A 19,693-nucleotide genomic window follows, 5' to 3' on the forward strand; every position below is an offset into this window, starting at 1 on the left:
ACGTAGACGACTACGTCATGTCCTTGGCGTCGCCGTAGCGCTGCGCGACGAAGTGGCTGAGCCGGTCGGCGATGGCGGCGAGGGCCGCACGGGCCGGGTGGCGGCTGTCCCAGGCGGTGATCAGGCGGACGGAGAGCTTGCCGTCGTCGGTGTGGATCGGCAGCGCGCGCAGCCCGAACTGCGGATCATCCGAGACCACCGCGACCCCGCGCCCCGCGGCGGCGAGCGCTTGGGCGACGGTGCCGTCGGCGGCCTCGATCGGGTCGGCGTACGAGCGGCCCTCGCGCCGGAGGGCGGCGTCCAGTGAGATCCGCGACGTGAAGGTGTCCGGCGGCAGGATGAGCCGAGCGGGGTCGCCGACGAGCTCGGCGAGTCGGAGGCGGGCTCGTTTCGCCCAGCGGTGCGTGGACGGCACACAGGCCCAGACCGGTAGCTCGGCCAGGGGCCGGCTCTCGTACGGCGCCCGGGTCGGGAAGCTTGTGACAGCCAGATCGGCACCGCCGCCGAGAATGTCCGGTGCGGTTCGGCCGTCGGCTTGGAACGCCTCGGGGATTGGGTCGTCGGAGTCCAGGGTGGTGATGAAGGGGGCGACGACGTCCCGGAGGGTGGTCAGCGGAGCGCCGATCGTCAGCCGGTCGAGGCGGCCCTGGGCCTGGTAGGTAGCGGCGACCCGGAGGGCGTCGGCGCGCTCGAGGACTTCGCGGGCGAGGGGGAGCAGGGCCTGCCCGGCGCGGGTCGGGGTGAGGCGGCCGCCACGGTGGAAGAGGTCGACGCCGAGCTCTTGTTCGAGCTGGCGGAGCTGCCTGGACAGACCGGGCTGGGTGACGTGCAGCCGGTCGGCCGCGGCGGTGACGGTGCCCGCATCGACCGTCTGCACGAAGTACCGCAGCGTGCGCAGTTCCATCGATGCCTCCCAGGCATGCCTCAGGTGCGAAACAAGTATTGGACAGCATAGATCGCGCCTCGAAGACTGAAGAGATGACGATCGAACAGCGACGCATCCTGACGACAGCGATTCCCGGGCCGCGCTCCGCCGCGCTGATGGCCCGCAAACAGGCGGCCGTGGCCGGCGGGGTGGGCGCGATCATGCCGGTCTTCGCGGTCGCCGCGGACGGCGGCGTCGTGGTCGATGCCGATGGCAACCAGTTGATCGATCTCGGCTCCGGGATCGCCGTCACCAGCGTCGGCGCGCGGGCGCCGCGGGTCGTGGCCGCCGTCCGCGAGCAGCTGGATTCCTTCACGCACACGTGCTTCATGGTCACGCCGTACGAGGGGTACGTCGCCGTCGCCGAGGCTCTGAACCGGCTGACTCCGGGCGACCACGAGAAGCGGACGGCGCTGTTCAACTCCGGCGCCGAGGCGGTCGAGAACGCCGTCAAGATCGCCCGGACCTACACCGGCCGCCAAGCCGTCGTCGTCTTCGACCACGCCTATCACGGCCGCACCAACCTGACCCTGGCGATGACCGCCAAGAACCAGCCGTACAAGAAGGGCTTCGGCCCGTTCGCGGCCGAGGTCTATCGCGCGCCGGTCTCGTACCCCTACCGGGACGGCGGGCTGACCGGCGCGGAGGCCGCGGCCCGGGCGCTGGACGTGATCGAGAAGCAGGTCGGCGGTACCGAGGTGGCCGCCGTGGTGATCGAGCCGATCCAGGGCGAGGGCGGGTTCGTCGAGCCGGCGCCCGGGTTCCTGCCGGCGCTGGCCGAGTGGTGCCGGGCGAACGGCGCGGTGTTCGTGGCCGACGAGGTGCAGAGCGGGTTCGCGCGGACGGGCGATCTGTTCGCGTGCGACCGCGAAGGCGTCGTCCCGGATCTGGTCGCGACCGCGAAGGGGATCGCGGGCGGCCTGCCGCTGTCGGCGGTGACTGGCCGCGCCGAGATCATGGACGCGCCGCAGGTCGGTGGCCTCGGCGGTACGTACGGCGGTAACCCGCTCGCCTGCGCGGCCGCGCTCGCGGCGATCGAGACGATCGAGGCCGACGGCCTTGTCGAGCGCGCGCGGCGGATCGAGGAGCTGATCAAGGCCCGGCTCCAGAAGGCGCAGGCCGAGGACGACCGGATCGGCGACATCCGCGGCCGCGGCGCGATGATCGCGGTCGAGCTGGTCCAGCCGGGATCCGATGTACCGGCGCCGGAGCTGGCGAAGGCTGTGGCCGCGGCGGCGCATCAGCAGGGCGTGATCGTGCTGACCTGCGGCACCTACGGGAACGTCCTGCGCTTCCTGCCGCCGTTGACGATCAGCGACGAGCTGCTCGTCGAGGCGCTCGACATCGTGGTCGGAGGCCTGTCGTGAGCCACTTCAAGGTCGAGGACCCGGCCGACCTGACCGTGATCGGCGAGGTTGCCGACGGTACGACGGCGGACGCGCGCGTGGCAGTGGACGCGGCGGCCGCGGCCTTCCCGGGCTGGTCCCGGACGGCGCCCCGCGCGCGTTCCGTGCTGCTGCACAAGGTGTTCGAGCTGATGCACCGGGACCGGACGTCGCTGGCCGCGCTGATCAGCGCCGAGAACGGCAAGTCGGAGGCGGATGCGCTGGCCGAGGTCACGTACGCCGCGGAGTTCTTCCGCTGGTACGCCGAGGAGGCGGTCCGGCCCGGTGGCGATTACGGCTCGGCCCCGGCGGGCGGCGTTCGGACCGTCGTCACGCACAAACCGATCGGTGTCGCGGCGCTCGTCACGCCGTGGAACTTCCCGGCCGCGATGGCGACCCGCAAGATTGCCCCGGCGCTCGCCGCGGGCTGTACGGCGGTGCTCAAACCGGCCGCCGAGACGCCGTTGACCGCGCTGGCGATTGCCCGGCTAATGACCGAGGCCGGCGTACCGGACGGCGTCCTGACAGTGGTGCCGACGACGGACGCGGCTGGGGTGGTGTCGACGTGGTTGGCGGACTCGCGGGTGCGGGTGCTGTCGTTCACTGGGTCGACCGCGGTCGGTAAGACGCTGCTGCGGCAGGCGGCCGATCGGGTGGTCGTGACGGCGATGGAGCTGGGCGGGAACGCGCCGTTCGTGGTCACCGAGGACGCCGATCTGGAGCAGGCCGTCGCCGGGGCGATGATCGCGAAGTTCCGCAACGGCGGTCAGGCTTGTACGGCGGCGAACCGGTTCTACGTCCATGAGTCCGTGGCCGATCGCTTCACCGAGCTGTTCGGGCGCGCGGTCGAGAAACTTGCCGTCGGCCCCTATACGGACGGCGCCCAGATCGGCCCGCTGATCTCCGGGACGGCGGTCGCCCGGGTCGCCCGTGTGGTCGACGCGGCGGTGGCCGGCGGGGCCCGAATCACCCACCAGGCAGCGATTCCGGCCGCGGCCGGCTACTTCTACCCGCCGACCGTGCTGCGCGATGTGGCCGACGACTCGGAGCTGTTCGCCGAGGAGATCTTCGGCCCGGTCGCCGCGATCGCGACCTGGTCCGACGATGCCGAGCTGGTTGCCCGGGTCAACGACACGGAGTACGGGCTGGCCGGTTACGTGTACGCCGGTGAGCTGCAGCGGGCGATCCGGATCGGTGAGGCACTCGATGTCGGGATGGTCGGCGTGAACCGCGGTCTGGTCTCGGATCCCTCGGCGCCGTTCGGCGGCGTCAAGCAGAGCGGGCTCGGCCGGGAGGGCGCCCGGGACGGCCTGCGCGAGTACTCCGAAACGCAGTACCTCAGCATCGATTGGCCGTAAATGGGTGTTCGGCACCCAGATTCCGCCGCCGGTCGGTCGGTAGGTGCGGGGGTCGGGAATTTGGGGGTGCGTACCCCATGTGGGGGAGTGGCTACCCAGGGTTGACTTCTGGTCATCGGGAAGGCCGACCGGCCCAACCGCCCACCACCCCGAAGGAGAAAATCATGGCTGAGGTTCTCGACCTGCAGATCCTGTCCGAGGACGAGGTCACCGGTCCGGTGCTGCACACGGACGGCAGCGGCGTCAGCTACAACTGCTGATTTTCGCTACTCAAGGGGGGCCTGTGCCGATTGGCCCAGGCCCCCTTTCGCATGTCGTCCTCGAGGGTGGGAGTGCAGATGATCGACTCGTTCCGGGCCTATACGATCAGTGACCCGCAGTATTACGACCGCGTCGAGCGGTCCTCGGAGCCGGGCGCGTTCCTGGAGCTGCTGCGCGAGCGCGTGGGCGACCGGGCGGCCGTCCTCGACGGCGTCGGCATCTGGGCCCGCTGCCTCGACCGGCCGCTGGAAGAGCTGCCGGAGTACGGCTGGAAGCTGCACCTCTCCGCGCGGCCGGACGACCTGGCCACGCTGATGAACGCGGTGATCGACGAGTACCTGGCCGACTCGTTCAGCTTCAAGGTCATCCGCTCACCTGAGCTCGGGCTGGCGCAGCTCAGCCGCTGGTGGACGCGCGGCGGCGCCGGCAAGGCGGTGACTGTCTACCCGCTCTCTGCCGACCATGCCCGCTCGCTCGCGGACCGGCTCACTGCCAGGCTCGCTGACCTGCAGGGCGCACATGTACTGACGGACCGCCGGTACCCGGGCAGCGGAGTGGTGCAGTACCGCTACGGCACCTTCCGCAAGCCGCCTGGTGTCGACGACGACGGCTACCCGATCAGCGTCGTCACCGGTCCAGACGGCAAACCGTGGAACGACTCCCGGACGCCGACGTTCACACTGCCGTCGTGGGTCTCGGAGGACCCGTTCTATCGGCCAGCGGTGAGCGACGACCCGAGTGGCTTGTTCAAGCGCTACAAGGTGACCTCTGTATTGCGGCACTCGCCGGCTGGTGGGGTGTATCTTGCCGCCGGTCCGGACGGTGCGGAGTACGTGCTCAAGGAAGCGCGGCCGCACACGGCTTTCGCGCCGGACGGCTCCGATGCCCCGGAGCGGTTGCAGCGCGAGTACGACTACCTGCAGGCGCTCGCAGGCACCGGTGTCGCGCCGGACGGCGTCGAGATCGCCACTGTCTGGGAGCACACCTTCTTGGTCCAGTCCAAGGTTCCCGGCATCACTATGCAGGTCTGGCTGTCCCGCAATCACCCCTTCGCGACCGGCAAAGCGGACGCTACGTACCCGGCACGCGCACAGGCGATCCTGCAGCAGATCCGGACCGCACTGACCACCTGTCTGGAGCACGGCATCGTGTACTCCGATGTCTCGCTCACGAACATCATGATCGACGACGACGACACCGTGCGGCTGGTGGACTTCGAAGCCTGCCGTCCGGTCGGCTCGGACCCGGCGCAGTACCCGCGGACCAGCGGGTTCGCACCGGAGCCCGGGACGGCGGCGTGGGCCGATGACGCGGCCTACCTCGCGTACGGCGTCGACGCGATCGAGGCTGCCACGGTCATGCCACGCAACGCCCTGCTCGCCTTCCGCCCTGAGGTGTTCAGCCGGGCTCTCGCTGTGACCGCTCGCCAGCTCGATCTGCCGCTCGGCGACCTGCCCTCTCGGTTGGGCTTGCCGTCCGGCGACGGGGCGACCGACTCCTTGGTGCCCGACGTCCTGCGTGGTTTGCGCGCCGCAGCGACGCCGGAGCGCCGGGATCGGTTGTTCCCCGGGCACCCGGAGCAGTTCCAGAGCAACACGCTCTCGCTCGCGTACGGTGCAGCCGGCGTCCTGCGGGCGCTGAAAGTGCTGGACGGCTCGGTCGACCCAGCGCTGACCAGCTGGCTCACCGACCGGCTCGACGAGGGTCGGCCGCTGCCGATGGGTCTGTACGTCGGACGCGCGGGCATCGGACTCGCACTGCTCGAGCTGGGCCAGGACGATCGCGGTCTGCTCGTAAGCGCCACCGATGAGGCCCTCACCGGTGACAAGCGCGGTGGACTCGGTACCGGCCTCGCCGGCGTCGGCGTCGCCCTGCTGCACGCCTACCGACTCACCGGCTACGCCGACTACCTCGAACAGTCCCGCGTGATTGCGGACCGGCTGATCGACCGCGCTTCGGACGACGGCACCGGGCTGTGGTGGCCGCAGGCCGACCCGCACCCGCTCGGCTTCCTGCACGGCTCGGCCGGCATCTCGACGTACCTGACCGAGCTGGGAGTCGCAGTCGGCGACTCCTTCCTGGTCCGGATGGGACGGCGTGCGCTCGGCTTCGATCTGGCGCACGCTCGCCCGCGCGCCAACGGCGGTACCGGCTTCGGCGCGTACGTCGGTACGTCGGCGTTCGAGCCGTACGTCGTCCGCGGTGGCTCGGGAGTCGGGATCGCGGTCGCGCATCACCTCCGCCTGACCGGCGACGAGACGCTGGTCGATCCGCTCTGGTCGATCGTCCGTGGCGTCGGAATGCCGTTCTCGGTGAATCCGGGCTACTTCGCCGGGATGAGCGGTCTGATCGAGTTCCTGCTCGACGCCAAGGCCGCACTGCCCGCGGACGCGGAGACCGTGGACGCGACCATCGCTCGGCTGGTCGATCAGATCGTCTCGCTGCGCTGCGTCGATTCCAGCGGGACAGGGTTCCCCGGGGACGGTCTGATGCGGCAGAGCTGTGATGTGGCTTCCGGCAGCGCGGGGGTGGCCATGACGCTGCACCGGGTTCAGAACGGTGGCGCGACGCTCGACGTCCGCTTCGGTCAGCCCGCGGGGGTGTTGAGCCATGCCGGGTGATCGTCTGGCCGTCGTCTGCACCGGTGCGAGCGCCGCACTGGATCTGCCGTCGCATCTGGCGCACTGGCGGCGTGAGGTGAGCGGTCCGCTCGCAGTGATGCTGACGCACTCGGCTCTGACCTTTGTCCAGCCGTCGGCGGTAGCGCTGATCGCTGATGAGGTGATCGAGCCCGGCGGTCCGGTGGTGAATCCGGTCGCGTTCGCCAACCAGGCCAAGCTGTTCGTGGTCGCACCGTGCTCAGCGAACTTCCTCGTCTCGGCTGCGCTCGGTCTGGCGTCGTCACCGGCGCTGACCGCGATGCTGGCCACTCCGGCGCCGCGGATCGTGTTCCCGCATATGAATCCGCGGATGTGGCAGGCGCGCACGACCCAACAGGCTGTGCGCTCACTACGCGAGCAGGACGTCGTAGTGGTCTCCCCCGAGGACACCGAAGTACTCACGCTCTGGAGCGGTGAGTTCGAGCCCAGTAAGGCGATGCCGGCACCCGTGCGGACCGCTGCGGTGATTGCTGCCCAGTGGCGGACTCTGGCCGCGGCATGAGCGGGCGGACCGCGCTGCTGCGCGACAACCGGGACTTCAGCCGGTTCTGGTGGGGCCAGGCGCTCACGGCGTTGGGTGCGCGGGTCAGCGACGTGTGTATCCCACTGCTGGTTCTGGATCTGACCGGGTCCGCGCTGTGGGCCGGTGCGCTGCTGACGGTTCGCCTGATCGTGCTGAACGTCGCTCGGCTGCCCGCCGGCGCTCTGGCCGACCGGTGGGACCGGCGGATGGTCATGATCGTTGTTGACCTGCTGCGCGCGGTGCTTTGGGCAGTGCTGGCCGTGGTGATCTTTACCGGCGGCGGATCGGTCTGGCCGTTGGCGGTCGTCGGAGTGGTCGACGGACTGGTCAGCTCGATCTACAACCCGTCGCTGGCTGCCGCGCTGCGGCATCTGGTGCGCCCGGACGACATCACCAAAGCGGTGTCGTTGAACGAGTCCCGCTCGTACGCCGCCAGTCTGATCGGCCCTGCGGTCGGCGGTGGGCTGTACGCCGTCGCGCACTGGATCCCGTTCGCGGTCAACGCGGTCACTTTCCTCTTCTGCACCTACCTGGTCGTTCGGATCACAGCTGGTCTCGGCGGCCGTCATGTCACCCAGGAACGACTCACGACCGACATGTGGTCAGGACTGCGGTACGTGTTCACGCAGCCGTTCCTGCGGACCTTGACGCTCTGGTCCGCAGTCCTGAACTTCGCCACCGCCGCCGCGTTCTTCGGAATGGTCCCGATGCTCGTCGGTCTCAAGACGCCGGCCGCAGTCATCGGTGCGATGTCCGCAGTCACCGCAGCGGGCGCGCTGCTCGGCTCATTGGTCGCACCGCGGTTGGTGGCGACCGGCGCGTTCCGGGCCGTCGTACTCGGTGGGCTGGTGGTTGCCGGAGCGGTCACCGCAGTCGCCGTCGTACCGTCGATGCCGGTCGTGGTTGCCGCGCTGGCCCTGCTGGGCGCCACCGCACCAGTGCTGATCATCGCTATGACGGCCGAGGTCTACCACGTCGTGGACGACTCGATGATGGCTCGCGCCCAGAGCACGATGACGCTGGTCGGCTCACTGTTCTACCCGGTCAGCACGATCGTCATGGGCTGGCTGCTGCAGTACCACGGACCAGGCCCGGCGTACGGCGTGATGGCCGTCGCGTTGGCCGGATGCGTCCTGTTCACCTTGGCCCGGCCTGTTCGGGCCCAACTGTCACCGGAACCGGTGGCCTCCCGCCCGCTCGTGCCAGAGGAGTCTCGTCATGCGTACTGAAGCTCTGTCCAGTCTGATCCCGGATGCCGCCGACTTCCTGGCGCAGCCGCCGACCGAAGCCGTCACCTGGCGGGACTCGTCCTCGCTGGACTTCGGTCTGGCCGCAGTGAGTGAGCTGCTCGACCACGGCTCGCTGCAGCGCCAGATGGTGAGTCTGGTCAATGACGGGAAGCGGGTGGCCCAGTCGGCGTACACCTGGGCCGGGCAGCCGATCCAGCCCGGCTTTTCCGACGTCGTGCGCTCGACGAAGGTTTCGGCGTACATCGGCGCCGGTGCGACGACCGTGCTGGAGTCACTGCATCGCACCTGGAAGCCGATCGGGGACCTCTGCCGGCGGCTCAGCCACGAGACCGGTCTGCCGATCAGTGCGAACGCCTACCTGACGCCGTCCGGTAGCCAGGGCTTCGCGCATCACTACGACACCCACTCCGTGCTGATCGTCCAGACGGCCGGGAGCAAGACCTGGCAGCTGCACGCGCCGGTCTACAACGACCCGCTGGAGCACCAGCCCTGGGACGGTTCGAAGGTGACCGAGGCGGAGTGGGCCCGGCTGCGCACCGGTACGCCGTACCTCGAAGTGACGCTTCAGCCGGGGGACAGCCTGTGGATCCCGCGCGGATGGATTCACAACGGCTTCGCGACCAATGAGCACTCGCTGCACGTCAGCTTCTCGTTCCCAACGCTGACGCCGTACTTCCTGGCGGCTGAGCTCGTCCGCGCGCTAGGTGGCGAGCGGGCCTTCCGGGCTGAGCTGCCGTGGGGGTTCGGCCGGTCCGCCGAGCTGCGCGGTGAGGCGCTGGCGGCTACGGCCAAACTGCTGGCGGAACACTTCACGGCCCTGTCCGAGCAGCCGGCGGACAACTCCGAGCTGGCCGATACCTACCGGCGCTTCTCGCTGGAATCAGCCCGCCGTCCGCTCGACAACTTCCTGCTGGCACCGACCGCGGAGACGCAGGTCCGTACGGTGGCCGAAGCGGCTGCCGGAGTCGACTGGCTGTCCAACGGCAACCTGCGGGTCCACCTCGGCGACTCCATCGTCGAGTTCGAAGACGCTCCGGCACAGGTCGTCGCCGACCTACTTGCTGCCGACTCCACGACACCGTGGACGGCGGCGTCCCTCGACCTGCCGGCGGCGCAAGGTGTCGAGCTGGTGACGCTGCTACTCCGTACCGGCCTTGCTGCGCGCGTCTGAGCTCAGTGGGCCTTCGTGGCCGGATAGACGGCCCCGGTGTACTTCTCGCCGGGGCCTTGGCCCGGCTCGTCCGGGATGGACGACGCCTCCCGGAAGGCGAGCTGCACCGAGCGCAGTCCGTCCTTGAGCGGCGCGGCGTGGTGGTGGCCGAGGGAGGGGGCGGCCGCGTCGAGCAGACCGGCGAGGGCGTCGATCAGCGAGCGGGCCTCGTCGAGGTCGCGGTGTTCGGGCAGGTCCTCGGCCAGGCCGAGATTGACGGCGGCCGCGCTGAGCAGGTGCAGGGCCGCGGTCGAGATGATCTCCACGCTCGGAACCTCGGCGATATCGCGCGAAGGAGTCGGTCCGGACTGCGGAGTGGAGAGTTGGTCGCTCATGCTGTTACTCTTACATGGCGACCGATCCGGTCCAGCGGTGCCCCCTGGGTGGAATACCCGAGGAGCGCCGGTGGTTGGATCCAAGCGGAGGGCCACCTCCCACCCAGTCGATGCAGAGTCGGCGGGTTCCCGGTCACGCCGAGGTTCCGGAGTTCCGCTCCGGGCGCCGCGGCGATCGTACGGCGTACCGTCCCGCCAGGGTTGGGCCGCCGGGGATCAGGGAATTGGGCCTTCGTGTGACATCGCACGAGGGCCTTCGTCGTTTCCGGAGTCTCCCGGCGACAGGTGGCACTCGACACAGAGAACAACCCAGGAGGACCCATCACCACTGAACTGCGCGTCAACGAGCGCATCCGCGTTCCCGAGGTGCGGCTGGTCGGACCGAACGGTGAGCAGGTCGGCATCGTCCGGATCGAGGACGCCCTTCGGCTGGCTCAGGAAGCCGATCTCGACCTGGTCGAGGTTGCGGCCACGGCACGCCCGCCGGTCTGCAAGCTGATGGATTTCGGCAAGTACAAGTACGAGACCGCGCAGAAGGCGCGCGAGTCCCGCCGGAACCAGACCAACACCGTCATCAAAGAGATGAAGCTGCGGCCGAAGATCGACCCGCACGACTACGAGACCAAGAAGGGTCACGTCGTCCGCTTCCTGCGAGCCGGGGACAAGGTCAAGATCACCATCATGTTCCGCGGTCGCGAGCAGTCGCGCCCGGAGCTCGGCTTCCGGCTCCTGCAGCGGCTGGCCGAGGACGTCAGCGAGCTCGGCTTCGTGGAGTCGAACGCCCGCCAGGACGGCCGGAACATGATCATGGTGCTCGGGCCGCACAAGAAGAAGTCCGAGGCGCGCGTGGACGTGGAGGCCGACAAGGCCGCGAAGCAGGCCGAGCGTGAAGCCGAGCTGGAGGCGGAGCGCGCCGAGCGCGCCGAGCAGGTTCAGGCGCACGAGGCCGAGCGCGCCGCCGGGGCCGTCAAGAAGCCCAAGGGGCCGGCAGACAACCTCGACCCGGAGTGACGGTTGCTCCGGTTCGCGCCGGAGCACCAGCACCGAGTTCGAGTCAACGAAAGATCAACAGGAGTTCATAGCCATGCCGAAGATGAAGACCCACTCGGGGACGAAGAAGCGGATCCGGGTCACGGGTTCGGGCAAGCTGCGTCGCGAGCAGACCGGCGTCCGGCACCTCGCCGAGGCGAAGTCGTCCAAGCGCAAGCGCAAGCTGAGCGGGACGACCGAGGTTGCTCCGTCGTACGTGAAGAAGGCCAAGAAGCTTCTCGGCATCTGAGGCTCCCGCCTCCCGGGTCGATCCGCCAGGCCCTTCCCCCGAACATCACCGTCGCGCCGGTCCACCGGCCGCGGCGCAGAATCAAGGAGTAACACCTCATGGCACGCGTGAAGCGGGCAGTCAACGCCCACAAGAAGCGCCGGGTCGTACTCGAGCAGGCCAGCGGCTACCGCGGTCAGCGCTCGCGGCTGTACCGCAAGGCCAAGGAGCAGGTCACCCACTCGCTCGTCTACGCCTACCGTGACCGCAAGGCGCGCAAGGGCGACTTCCGCAAGCTGTGGATCCAGCGCATCAACGCTGCGGTCCGCGCCGAGGACCTGACCTACAACCGGTTCATCCAGGGTCTGCGCCTGGCCGAGGTCGAGGTGGACCGCAAGATCCTCGCCGACCTCGCCGTCAACGACCCGGCGGCGTTCTCCGCGCTGGTGCAGGTGGCCAAGGCCGCCCTGCCGGCCGACGTCAACGCGCCCTCCAGCGCGGCCTGAGCCGTACCGGTTCTCTGAGTAGCACCCGAGTGGCGAGCCCTGGTCTGCTGACCGCACAGTCCGTGCGGATCAAGCAGGCCCGGCGGCTCGCCACTCGCGCGTTCCGCCGCAAGACCGGCCGCTTCCTGGTCGAAGGGCCGCAGGCCGTCCGCGAGGCGCTCGAGCACCGCGAGCTGGTTCTCGAGGTGTACGCCGAACCGGGCGTCGAGACCCGCCATCGCGACCTGTTCGACCTGGCCGCCGCGGCCGGCGTCCCGTGGTTCGAGGTCAACCGGGCCGGCGTCGAGGCGCTGAGCGAGACGGTCACCTCCCAGGGCGTCGTCGCGGTCTGCTCCCTCGTCGACGTCGAGCTGAGCGCCGCCGTCCGCCCGACCGCCCGGCTGGTCGCCGCCGGCTTCCAGGTCCGCGACCCCGGCAACGTCGGCACCCTCATCCGGACCGCGGACGCGGCCGGCGCGGACGCCGTCGTCCTGTCGACCGAATCCGTCGACCCGCACAACCCGAAGGCAGTCCGGGCCAGCGTCGGCAGCATCTTCCACCTGCCGATCACCGTGGACGCCGACCTCGCCACCGCCGCCACCTCCTGGCGCGCCCAAGGCCTCCAGGTCCTGGCCGCCGACGGCTACGGCACCACCGACCTCGACACCTGTATCGACGACGGCACCCTCGCCAAACCCACCGTCTGGCTCTTCGGCAACGAAGCCCACGGCCTCCCCGACGGCTTCGACGCCTTCGTCGACCACTCCGTCCGCGTCCCCATCTACGGCCGCGCCGAGTCCCTCAACCTGGCCACCGCCGCCGCCATCTGCCTCTACGCCTCCGCCCGCGCCCACCGCCAATAACCGGGCTGCACGACCGAGCGCCTGAGACTTCGCGACGTCTCAGGCACCCCGTCGGCTCGAGGTCAGAGGACCTTGGTGCAGACCCGTCCGAGTTCGAAGAACTTGCCGTTGCCGTCGTTGCGCCAGGCGACTCCCGGGACGCAGTAATCACCTCTGTTGACGATGCGACCCTTGAGGTCCACCCGGTGTGACGGAGCCGGGTCCCGGTCGGGGCCGTTGACCTCCGCGGTCTGGAAGTGACCGGACCAGGAATAGCTGCATGCGTTGGTCGACTCGGCCCACAACAGGCGACGCTGCGTCGTGCTGATCGATTCGTACTCGACATAGACCCGTACGCAGCCCCGCGAGTCCACGTTCCCTGCCCAGGCCTGCGTCGCGGCGAGGCCGGTTCCGGCAATGCCGAGAGCAAGCGCGGCGGCAATCGTGGCGAAGCGTTTGATCATGAACAGATCTCCTTCGTTTGATGACGAAGGAACCATCGCGCGAGAACTGAGTGTCACCGGTCGTCACTCCCTGTTCTTGTCGAAAGGGTTGACGAAGGCACTACTCCGTGTGATTACCCGCGCGCCCCTGAGCCACGTGCCGTCGCCCCGGTCAGCAACTAAGGTGCACACGACGAAAGGACTTCAAATGCTTTGGCCTGCGTTGCGTGCCCTCGCGTACGGCGACCTCACCGCGGAGCAGGTGGATTGGCTGCGGGAGCGGTTCGGCTTGACGGAAGGGCCTCGGCAGGAGGGGCCTGGGGCTGCGCAGAGCCTGGCGCATCGGCGCGCGACGGATGGCAGCGGTACCGCCATCGTGCTGGATCTGGCCAGGACTGGCGAGTCGGGCTGGGTGCTCACGCTGTTCAGTGCCGGTGAGCGGCCGACCGCACAGACTGTGGCGACGGTACGAGAAGGCTTCCGGGCGGCGATCGACCACCTCGCGCTGACGCTGGTGGAGATCGAGCCGGCGGCGCAGGCGGACGAGGTGTTGGTGCCGACGGTGGAGCCGGAGCCGACGGGGTCGTTCGCGGCGCACTGGGAGCTGCCCGGTGAGCTGACGCTGGTGTGGTCGCATCTGGGGCTGCTGCGGGATGCGCCGCGGGAAGTGCAAGAGGTCAAGCTGCGCGAGCTGATGCTGACTCCCGCCTGGAGCTCGGCCCCGGAGAGCCTGCAGCGGGAGGCGCGGGAGTTCTTGAGCGGCCGCTGAGTCTCAGCGTTCGGCGCGGCTCTGGAGTCCTTCGAGGATGATCTCCAGGCCGTAGGTGAAGGAGTCGTAGAACATGCCCTCGACGTCGCCGTCGACGCGGCGGCGGGCGGACTCGCGCATGGTCTCGTCGGCCAGGAGGTTGGTCTGCTCGAAGACAGCGCCGGCCAGCTCGTCGATCGACTGGCCCGCGCGGGCGGCCATCTGGCGGGTGGCGACCTCGCCGCCGGCGCTGCCGAGGACGTAGGACATCAGGGCGCCGAGGGCGAAGTCCGCGTCGCGGCCGGTGAAGCCGGCGGCGTCGATCAGCGCCAGGCCGCGTGAGCCCATCGCCATCGCCTGCGGTCCCATGCTCGGCCGCGTGTACATCACCTCGGGCAGCCAGGGGTGCCGCATCGTGACGGCCCGCAGGCTGTGCGCGTAGAGCAGCAGGCCGCTCCGCCAGCCGGCCAGCTCCGGATCGGGGACGTCGACCTCACCCCAGGCCTCGTCGATCAGCAGGTCGATCAGATCGTCCTTGGTCGGGACGTGCCAGTACAGGCTGGTCGCGCCCGCGTCGAGTTTGGCGGCCAGTTTGCGCATGCTCAGCCCGGCCAGGCCGTCGGCGTCCAGCGTCTCCATCGCGGCGCGGACGATCTGCTCCCGGGTGAGCGTCTCGCGCGCCGGGGCGGCCTTCGGCGGCCGGGTCCAGATCGATTCCTTCACGAGCGCCATCCTAACAACCGCACTGGAACACTGTGCGAGCTTGTCGTACAGTGTTCGAGTGACTAGTACACCGTTCGAGTCGTCCACTGCCGCGACGGGTCATCCGCGCCGTTGGTGGATCCTGCTGATCCTCTGTCTGAGCCTGCTGGTGCTGGTGGTCGACAACACCGTGCTCAACCTGGCCATCCCGTCGCTGATGCGCGATCTGGGGGCAACTCCCGCCGACATCCAGTGGGTGATCGATGCGTACATCCTGGCCTTCGCAGGGCTGCTGCTGACCGCAGGCAGCCTGTCCGACCGTTACGGGCGGCGGAAGCTGCTGCTGATCGGGCTGGTCCTGTTCGGCATCGCCTCTCTGCTGGCGACGTTCGCTGAGACGCCCTGGCAGCTGATCGCCTGCCGCGGCCTGATGGGCGTCGGCGGCGCCCTGCTGATGCCAAGCACGCTGTCGCTGCTGTTCACGGTGTTCGCACCGGATGAGCAGCGCAAGGCGATGGCCGGCTGGTCGATGGTCGCAATGGTCGGTGTCGTCGCCGGTCCGACCATTGGCGGCGTTCTGCTCAACCACTTCTGGTGGGGCTCGATCTTCTGGCTGAATGTCCCGATCGCGATCGCTGCGATCATCGGAGCGCTGGTGCTGATCCCGGAGTCCCGCGGCCCGGCCCGCAGGATCGACCCGGTCGGGGCGGTCCTGTCGATCATCGGAATGTGTGCGGTGGTCTGGGCGATCATCGAGATCCCGGTCGACGGTTTCGGGTCTCCGCGCGTGCTCGGCGGGCTGGCCATCGGCGTACTGGCCCTGACCGGCTTCGCGCTGTGGGAGAAGCACAGTCCGCAACCGATGGTCCCGCTGGCGCTGTTCAAGGACCGCCGCTTCAGCGGCACCAGCTTCTCGATTGTGCTGCTGTCGTTCACCGCTGGCGGTCTGATGCTCGCACTGACGCAGTACCTGCAGTTTGTGCTCGGCTACAGCCCGCTGAAGGCCGGACTGGCCCTGGTCCCGTACGCCGTGGCCGCAACCGTCTTCAACGTCCTCGGGGCCACTCTGGGTAAGAAGCTGGCCGACCGGACTCTGATCACTCTCGGGCTCGCAGTCATCGGCGGCGCGTTCGCCATCCTCTCCCAGGTCTCCGGCTCCACTGGCTACGGTCTGCTGATCGTCGGCCTGATGGTGATGGGTATCGGCGGCGGTCTGGCCGGGCCGGCGGCGTACACGCTCCTGATGCAGGCAGTACCGGCCGAATACCGAGGCGTTGGCTCAGCGATGAACGACACCGTCCAACAGACAGGTGGCGCGCTGTCCGTCGCAGTGCTCGGCAGCGTGCTCGCAGCGGCCTACTCGGCCAATCTGCCGGACGCCGTCCCGGAGTCCGCCCGGGACTCGATCGCAAGCACGCTGGCGCTCGGTCCGGACTTCGCTGCGGCCGCCCGCGCGGCCTTCACCGATGCGATGACCATTGCCATGACAGTGGGCCTGGTCGGCGCGGTGGCGGGCGCAGTGGTCGCCCTCGTCGTCCTGCCGCGCCGGACGAATGAGACGGCCGATTCACGCTTGAAGGCCGGAGCTTCCTAGACTGCAAGTCGCAGAAGTTCCGAATCGAGAGCGAGCCATGTCCGGTCCCAACACTGAATACGACCCGGTCGAAGTGACGCCGTTGCACGCCAATGAGGTGGAGCGGAGCCGAGACGAGGCCCTCGACGCGTTTACCAAGGCGGCCGATCTGGCCGCCCTGCAGGAGGCCAAGGTCGCGCATCTGGGCGAGAAGTCGCCCATCGCGCTGGCCAACCGCGAAATCGGCGCACTGCCGCCGCAGGCGCGTAAAGAGGCCGGGCAGCGGATCGGTTCGGCCCGCAAGGTGATCAACGAGGCGTTCGCCGGGCGGCTCCTCGTGCTCGAGGCGGAGCACGAGGAGCGGATGCTGGCCACCGAGCGCGTCGACGTGACGCTGCCGTGGCACACCCCGCAGCTGGGCGCGCGGCACCCGCTGTCGCTGATCTCCGAGCAGGTCGCGGACGTCTTCACCGCGCTCGGCTGGGATGTCGCCGAAGGCCCCGAGGTCGAGGCCGAGTGGCTGAACTTCGACGCGCTGAACTTCCAGCCGGACCACCCGGCCCGGCAGATGCAGGACACCTTCTTCGTGGAGCCCGCGGGTTCCGGCAAGGTGCTGCGCACGCACACGTCGCCGGTGCAGGCGCGGTCGATGCTGACCCGCAAGCCGCCGATCTACGTGATCTGCCCGGGCCGCGTGTTCCGTACCGACGAGCTGGACGCCACGCACACTCCGGTCTTCTACCAGGTCGAGGGCCTGGTCGTGGACGAGGGCATCACCCTGGCGCACCTCAAGGGCACGCTCGACCACTTCGTCGTTTCGATGTTCGGTGAGGGGCTGGAGGCCCGGCTGCGGCCGAACTTCTTCCCCTTCACCGAGCCGTCGGCCGAGGTCGACCTGAAGTGCTTCGTCTGCCGCGGCGAGTCCGTCGGCAACCCGGACCGGCCGTGCCGCACCTGTGGCAGCGAGGGCTGGATCGAGTGGGGCGGCTGCGGAGTGGTCAACCCGCACGTCCTGCGCGCCTGCGGGATCGACACCGACCGCTACTCCGGTTTCGCGTTCGGAATGGGCCTGGAGCGGACGCTGATGTTCCGCAACGGCGTCGAGGACATGCGGGACATGGTCGAGGGTGACGTGCGGTTCAGCCGCCAGTTCGGGATGGAGATCTGATGCGAGTCCCACTGTCATGGCTGCGGGAGTACGTCGACCTGCCCGCGGGCGTCACCGGCCGCGACGTCGGCGCGAAGCTGATCCGGGCCGGCCTCGAGGTGGAGACCGTCGAGGAGTCCGGGCTGACCGGGCCGCTGGTCGTCGGCAAGGTCCTCACCTACGAGAACGAGCCGCAGAAGAACGGCAAGACCATCCGCTGGTGCTCGCTCGACATCGGTAAGGACGAGCCGCAGTGGGTCGTCTGCGGCGCGCACAACTTCGAGGTCGGCGACCTGGTCGTCGTCGTGCTGCCGGGTGCGGTGCTGCCGGGCGGTTTCGCGATCTCGGCCCGCAAGACCTACGGCCACGTCTCCAACGGGATGATCTGCTCCAGCGTCGAGCTGGGCCTCGGTGACGACGGCTCGGACGGCATCGTCGTTCTGGAGCCAGGTGAGGGCGTACCGGGTGACGACGCCATTGAGCTGCTTTCGCTGAGCGACGACGTCCTGGACATCGCAGTGACGCCGGACCGGGGCTACTGCCTGTCCATCCGCGGAGTGGCTCGGGAGACCGCGACGGCGTACGGCGTCGCGCTCAAGGACGCTGCGGGGCTGACGCTGACCGGTTCGGGCTCGGCCGGGTACCCGGTGCGGGTGGACGACGCTGCGGCGTGCAGCGTGTTCGTGACGCGCACGGTGACCGGTATCGACGCCGAGGCGCTCTCGCCGCGCTGGATGCAGAAGCGGCTGCAGGCGGCCGGGATGCGGCCGATCTCGATCGGCGTCGACGTCACCAACTACGTGATGCTGGAGCTGGGTCAGCCGATCCACGGCTACGACAAGGCCCGGCTGAGCGGCGACATCGTCGTCCGGCGGGCGGAGTCCGGCGAGAAGCTGGTCACGCTGGACGACCAGACCCGTGAGCTGGACGCCGAGGACCTGCTGATCACCGACGACTCCGGCCCGATCGGCATCGCCGGCGTGATGGGCGGCGCGTCGACGGAGATCTCCGCGACGACCACCGACGTGGTGATCGAGGCCGCGCACTTCGACCCGATCGTGGTCGCCCGCGCCTCGCGGCGGCACAAGCTCTCGTCGGAGGCGTCGCGCCGGTTCGAGCGCGAGGTCGACCCGCAGCTGCCGCGGTACGCCGCGCAGCGGGTCGCCGACCTGCTCGCCGAGCTCGCCGGCGGCACTGTCCTGCCCGACGAGACCCTCATCGACACCCACCCCGCTCCGGCGCCGGTGGTCATCCGCGGCGACCACGCCGCCCGGGTCTCCGGCGCGCCGATCGCCGTCGAGGTTGCGTTGGAGCACTTGGAGGCCGTCGGCTGCAAGGCCGACCCGGCTGCGGAGGGTGCGATTGCAGCGCCGCTCGCGGTCGGAGTCCAGGCCAAGCCGCTCGAGTTTCCTGCGGAGGACTCCTGCGAGTACCTCAACGGTGACTCGCTCTGGGCTGTCACCCCGCCGTCCTGGCGGCCGGACCTGCGCGACCCGAACGACTTCGCCGAAGAGGTCATCCGGCTGTTCGGGTTCGACAACGTGCCGTCGGTGCTGCCGAAGGCGCCGGGCGGCCAGGGGCTCACGGTGTCGCAGCAGCGCCGCCGCCGGGTCGCGACCGCGCTGGTCGGCGCCGGTCTGTCCGAGGTGGTGTCCTACCCGTTCACTGGTGCGGCTGACTTCGACGCGATGGGCCTGCCCGCGGACGACGTCCGCCGGACGACGGTCAAGCTGGTCAACCCGCTGTCGGACGAAGAGCCGTCGATGCAGACCACTCTGCTCGTGACACTGCTGCGGACGGCCGAGCGCAACGTCGGCCGCGGTGCGACCGATCTGGCGATCTTCCAGACCGGTCTGGTCTTTCTGCCGCAGGCTGACGCCACTCCGGCGCCGCTGCCCTTGGTCGAGTCCCGGCCGAGCGACGCCGAGATCCAGTCCCTGTACGACGCGCTTCCGGCGCAGCCGCTGCATGTCGGCGTCGTGCTGACCGGTGCGCTCACCCCGGCCGGTTGGTGGGGCAAGAGCCGTCCGGTCGGCTGGGCGGACGCCGTCCAGATCGCGCGGCTCATCACCGCCGCGGTCGGTGTCGAGCCGACCGTCCGGAACACGGAGCTCGCTCCGTGGCACCCCGGCCGTTGCGCAGAGTTCTCTGTCGACGGCAAGGTGGTCGGCCACGCAGGTGAGCTGCACCCGAAGGTGTGCCAGGCGTTCGGCCTGCCGGCGCGGTCGAGTGCTGTCGAGCTCGACCTGGACGCGCTGATCGCAGCCGGGCCGGAGTCGGTCACTGCGGTGCCCTTCTCGTCCTACCCGGTCGCGAAGGAGGATGTGGCGCTGATCGTCGCGGAGGACGTCGCCGCGGCGGCAGTCGAGGCCGCGCTGGTCGAGGGCGCCGGGGAGCTCCTGGAGTCCGTCCGGCTGTTCGACCTGTACACCGGCGAGCAGATCGGCGCGGGCAAGAAGTCGCTCGCGTTCGCCCTGCGTTTCCGGGCCGCCGACCGCACCCTCAAGGAGAACGAGGTCTCCGAAGCCCGCCAGGCCGCCGTCCAGGTGGCTGTCGAACGCTTCGGCGCCGTCCAAAGAGTGGGCTGA

At 69.5% G+C, this 19,693-nt stretch carries 18 protein-coding genes; 14 read left to right on the forward strand and 4 right to left on the reverse strand.

Features of this window, described 5'->3' with window-relative positions; translation table 11 throughout:
- Positions 1 to 10: 10 nt before the first annotated feature.
- On the reverse strand, positions 11 to 904 hold the full coding sequence (locus ACZ6ZD_RS36630) for a LysR family transcriptional regulator (RefSeq protein ID WP_465679112.1): 894 nt from the start codon (positions 902 to 904) through the stop codon (positions 11 to 13).
- A gap of 74 nt (positions 905 to 978) precedes the next feature.
- On the opposite strand from ACZ6ZD_RS36630, the gene gabT reads away from it, so the two are divergent.
- From gabT to ACZ6ZD_RS36660, 6 genes are all read left to right on the forward strand, one after another.
- Complete coding sequence (gene gabT / locus ACZ6ZD_RS36635; RefSeq protein ID WP_465679114.1) at positions 979 to 2,292, forward strand: 4-aminobutyrate--2-oxoglutarate transaminase; 1,314 nt, start codon at positions 979 to 981, stop codon at positions 2,290 to 2,292.
- Positions 2,289 to 3,668, forward strand: a complete 1,380-nt coding sequence (locus ACZ6ZD_RS36640) for an NAD-dependent succinate-semialdehyde dehydrogenase (RefSeq protein ID WP_465679115.1) — start codon at positions 2,289 to 2,291, stop codon at positions 3,666 to 3,668. The genes gabT and ACZ6ZD_RS36640 overlap by 4 nt, the downstream gene beginning before the upstream one ends.
- Before the next feature lie 338 nt (positions 3,669 to 4,006).
- Positions 4,007 to 6,550: a class III lanthionine synthetase LanKC gene (gene lanKC, locus ACZ6ZD_RS36645; RefSeq protein ID WP_465679116.1), complete on the forward strand. Its 2,544-nt coding sequence runs from the start codon at positions 4,007 to 4,009 to the stop codon at positions 6,548 to 6,550.
- Positions 6,540 to 7,091, forward strand: a complete 552-nt coding sequence (locus tag ACZ6ZD_RS36650) for a flavoprotein (protein ID WP_465679118.1) — start codon at positions 6,540 to 6,542, stop codon at positions 7,089 to 7,091. Before lanKC ends, ACZ6ZD_RS36650 begins: the two co-directional genes overlap by 11 nt.
- Positions 7,088 to 8,341, forward strand: coding sequence for an MFS transporter (locus ACZ6ZD_RS36655; RefSeq protein WP_465679119.1), 1,254 nt, complete (start codon positions 7,088 to 7,090; stop codon positions 8,339 to 8,341). The genes ACZ6ZD_RS36650 and ACZ6ZD_RS36655 overlap by 4 nt, the downstream gene beginning before the upstream one ends.
- The gene (locus ACZ6ZD_RS36660) at positions 8,331 to 9,533 is read left to right on the forward strand and encodes a JmjC domain-containing protein (RefSeq protein ID WP_465679121.1); all 1,203 of its coding nucleotides are present in this window, start codon (positions 8,331 to 8,333) and stop codon (positions 9,531 to 9,533) included. Before ACZ6ZD_RS36655 ends, ACZ6ZD_RS36660 begins: the two co-directional genes overlap by 11 nt.
- 2 nt (positions 9,534 to 9,535) lie before the next feature.
- Here ACZ6ZD_RS36660 and ACZ6ZD_RS36665 read toward each other — a convergent pair whose 3' ends face one another.
- Positions 9,536 to 9,907 (reverse strand): DUF1844 domain-containing protein, encoded by a 372-nt coding sequence (locus ACZ6ZD_RS36665; protein WP_465679122.1) that lies wholly within the window; start codon positions 9,905 to 9,907, stop codon positions 9,536 to 9,538.
- A gap of 285 nt (positions 9,908 to 10,192) precedes the next feature.
- Here ACZ6ZD_RS36665 and infC point away from each other — a divergent pair, with 285 nt between their 5' ends.
- The 4 genes from infC to ACZ6ZD_RS36685 all read left to right on the forward strand — a co-directional run bounded on the left by infC (position 10,193) and on the right by ACZ6ZD_RS36685 (position 12,513).
- The gene (gene infC / locus ACZ6ZD_RS36670; protein ID WP_465679123.1) at positions 10,193 to 10,918 is read left to right on the forward strand and encodes a translation initiation factor IF-3; all 726 of its coding nucleotides are present in this window, start codon (positions 10,193 to 10,195) and stop codon (positions 10,916 to 10,918) included.
- 73 nt (positions 10,919 to 10,991) lie between these two features.
- Complete coding sequence (gene rpmI, locus ACZ6ZD_RS36675) at positions 10,992 to 11,186, forward strand: 50S ribosomal protein L35 (protein WP_171676769.1); 195 nt, start codon at positions 10,992 to 10,994, stop codon at positions 11,184 to 11,186.
- 98 nt (positions 11,187 to 11,284) lie between these two features.
- Complete coding sequence (gene rplT / locus ACZ6ZD_RS36680) at positions 11,285 to 11,671, forward strand: 50S ribosomal protein L20 (RefSeq protein ID WP_360159249.1); 387 nt, start codon at positions 11,285 to 11,287, stop codon at positions 11,669 to 11,671.
- Positions 11,672 to 11,700: 29 nt separating this feature from the next.
- The gene (locus tag ACZ6ZD_RS36685) at positions 11,701 to 12,513 is read left to right on the forward strand and encodes a TrmH family RNA methyltransferase (RefSeq protein WP_465679125.1); all 813 of its coding nucleotides are present in this window, start codon (positions 11,701 to 11,703) and stop codon (positions 12,511 to 12,513) included.
- Between the two features lie 62 nt (positions 12,514 to 12,575).
- On the opposite strand, the gene ACZ6ZD_RS36690 is transcribed toward ACZ6ZD_RS36685, so the two are convergent.
- Positions 12,576 to 12,956: a hypothetical protein gene (locus ACZ6ZD_RS36690; RefSeq protein WP_465679126.1), complete on the reverse strand. Its 381-nt coding sequence runs from the start codon at positions 12,954 to 12,956 to the stop codon at positions 12,576 to 12,578.
- Between the two features lie 187 nt (positions 12,957 to 13,143).
- Here ACZ6ZD_RS36690 and ACZ6ZD_RS36695 point away from each other — a divergent pair, with 187 nt between their 5' ends.
- Positions 13,144 to 13,704 (forward strand): hypothetical protein, encoded by a 561-nt coding sequence (locus ACZ6ZD_RS36695; RefSeq protein WP_465679127.1) that lies wholly within the window; start codon positions 13,144 to 13,146, stop codon positions 13,702 to 13,704.
- A gap of 3 nt (positions 13,705 to 13,707) precedes the next feature.
- Here the strand turns inward: ACZ6ZD_RS36695 and ACZ6ZD_RS36700 are convergent, their stop codons facing one another.
- The gene (locus tag ACZ6ZD_RS36700) at positions 13,708 to 14,406 is read right to left on the reverse strand and encodes a TetR/AcrR family transcriptional regulator (protein ID WP_465679128.1); all 699 of its coding nucleotides are present in this window, start codon (positions 14,404 to 14,406) and stop codon (positions 13,708 to 13,710) included.
- Positions 14,407 to 14,464: 58 nt separating this feature from the next.
- On the opposite strand from ACZ6ZD_RS36700, the gene ACZ6ZD_RS36705 reads away from it, so the two are divergent.
- From ACZ6ZD_RS36705 to ACZ6ZD_RS36715, 3 genes are read left to right on the forward strand one after another with little or no spacing between them, the layout of a single operon-like run.
- On the forward strand, positions 14,465 to 15,979 hold the full coding sequence (locus ACZ6ZD_RS36705; protein WP_465679129.1) for an MFS transporter: 1,515 nt from the start codon (positions 14,465 to 14,467) through the stop codon (positions 15,977 to 15,979).
- A 37-nt stretch (positions 15,980 to 16,016) separates the two neighbouring features.
- Positions 16,017 to 17,126 (forward strand): phenylalanine--tRNA ligase subunit alpha, encoded by a 1,110-nt coding sequence (gene pheS / locus ACZ6ZD_RS36710; protein ID WP_465679130.1) that lies wholly within the window; start codon positions 16,017 to 16,019, stop codon positions 17,124 to 17,126.
- Positions 17,126 to 19,693, forward strand: a complete 2,568-nt coding sequence (locus ACZ6ZD_RS36715; protein WP_465679132.1) for a phenylalanine--tRNA ligase subunit beta — start codon at positions 17,126 to 17,128, stop codon at positions 19,691 to 19,693. The genes pheS and ACZ6ZD_RS36715 overlap by 1 nt, the downstream gene beginning before the upstream one ends.

Source organism: Kribbella sp. NPDC104218 (assembly GCF_055584105.1).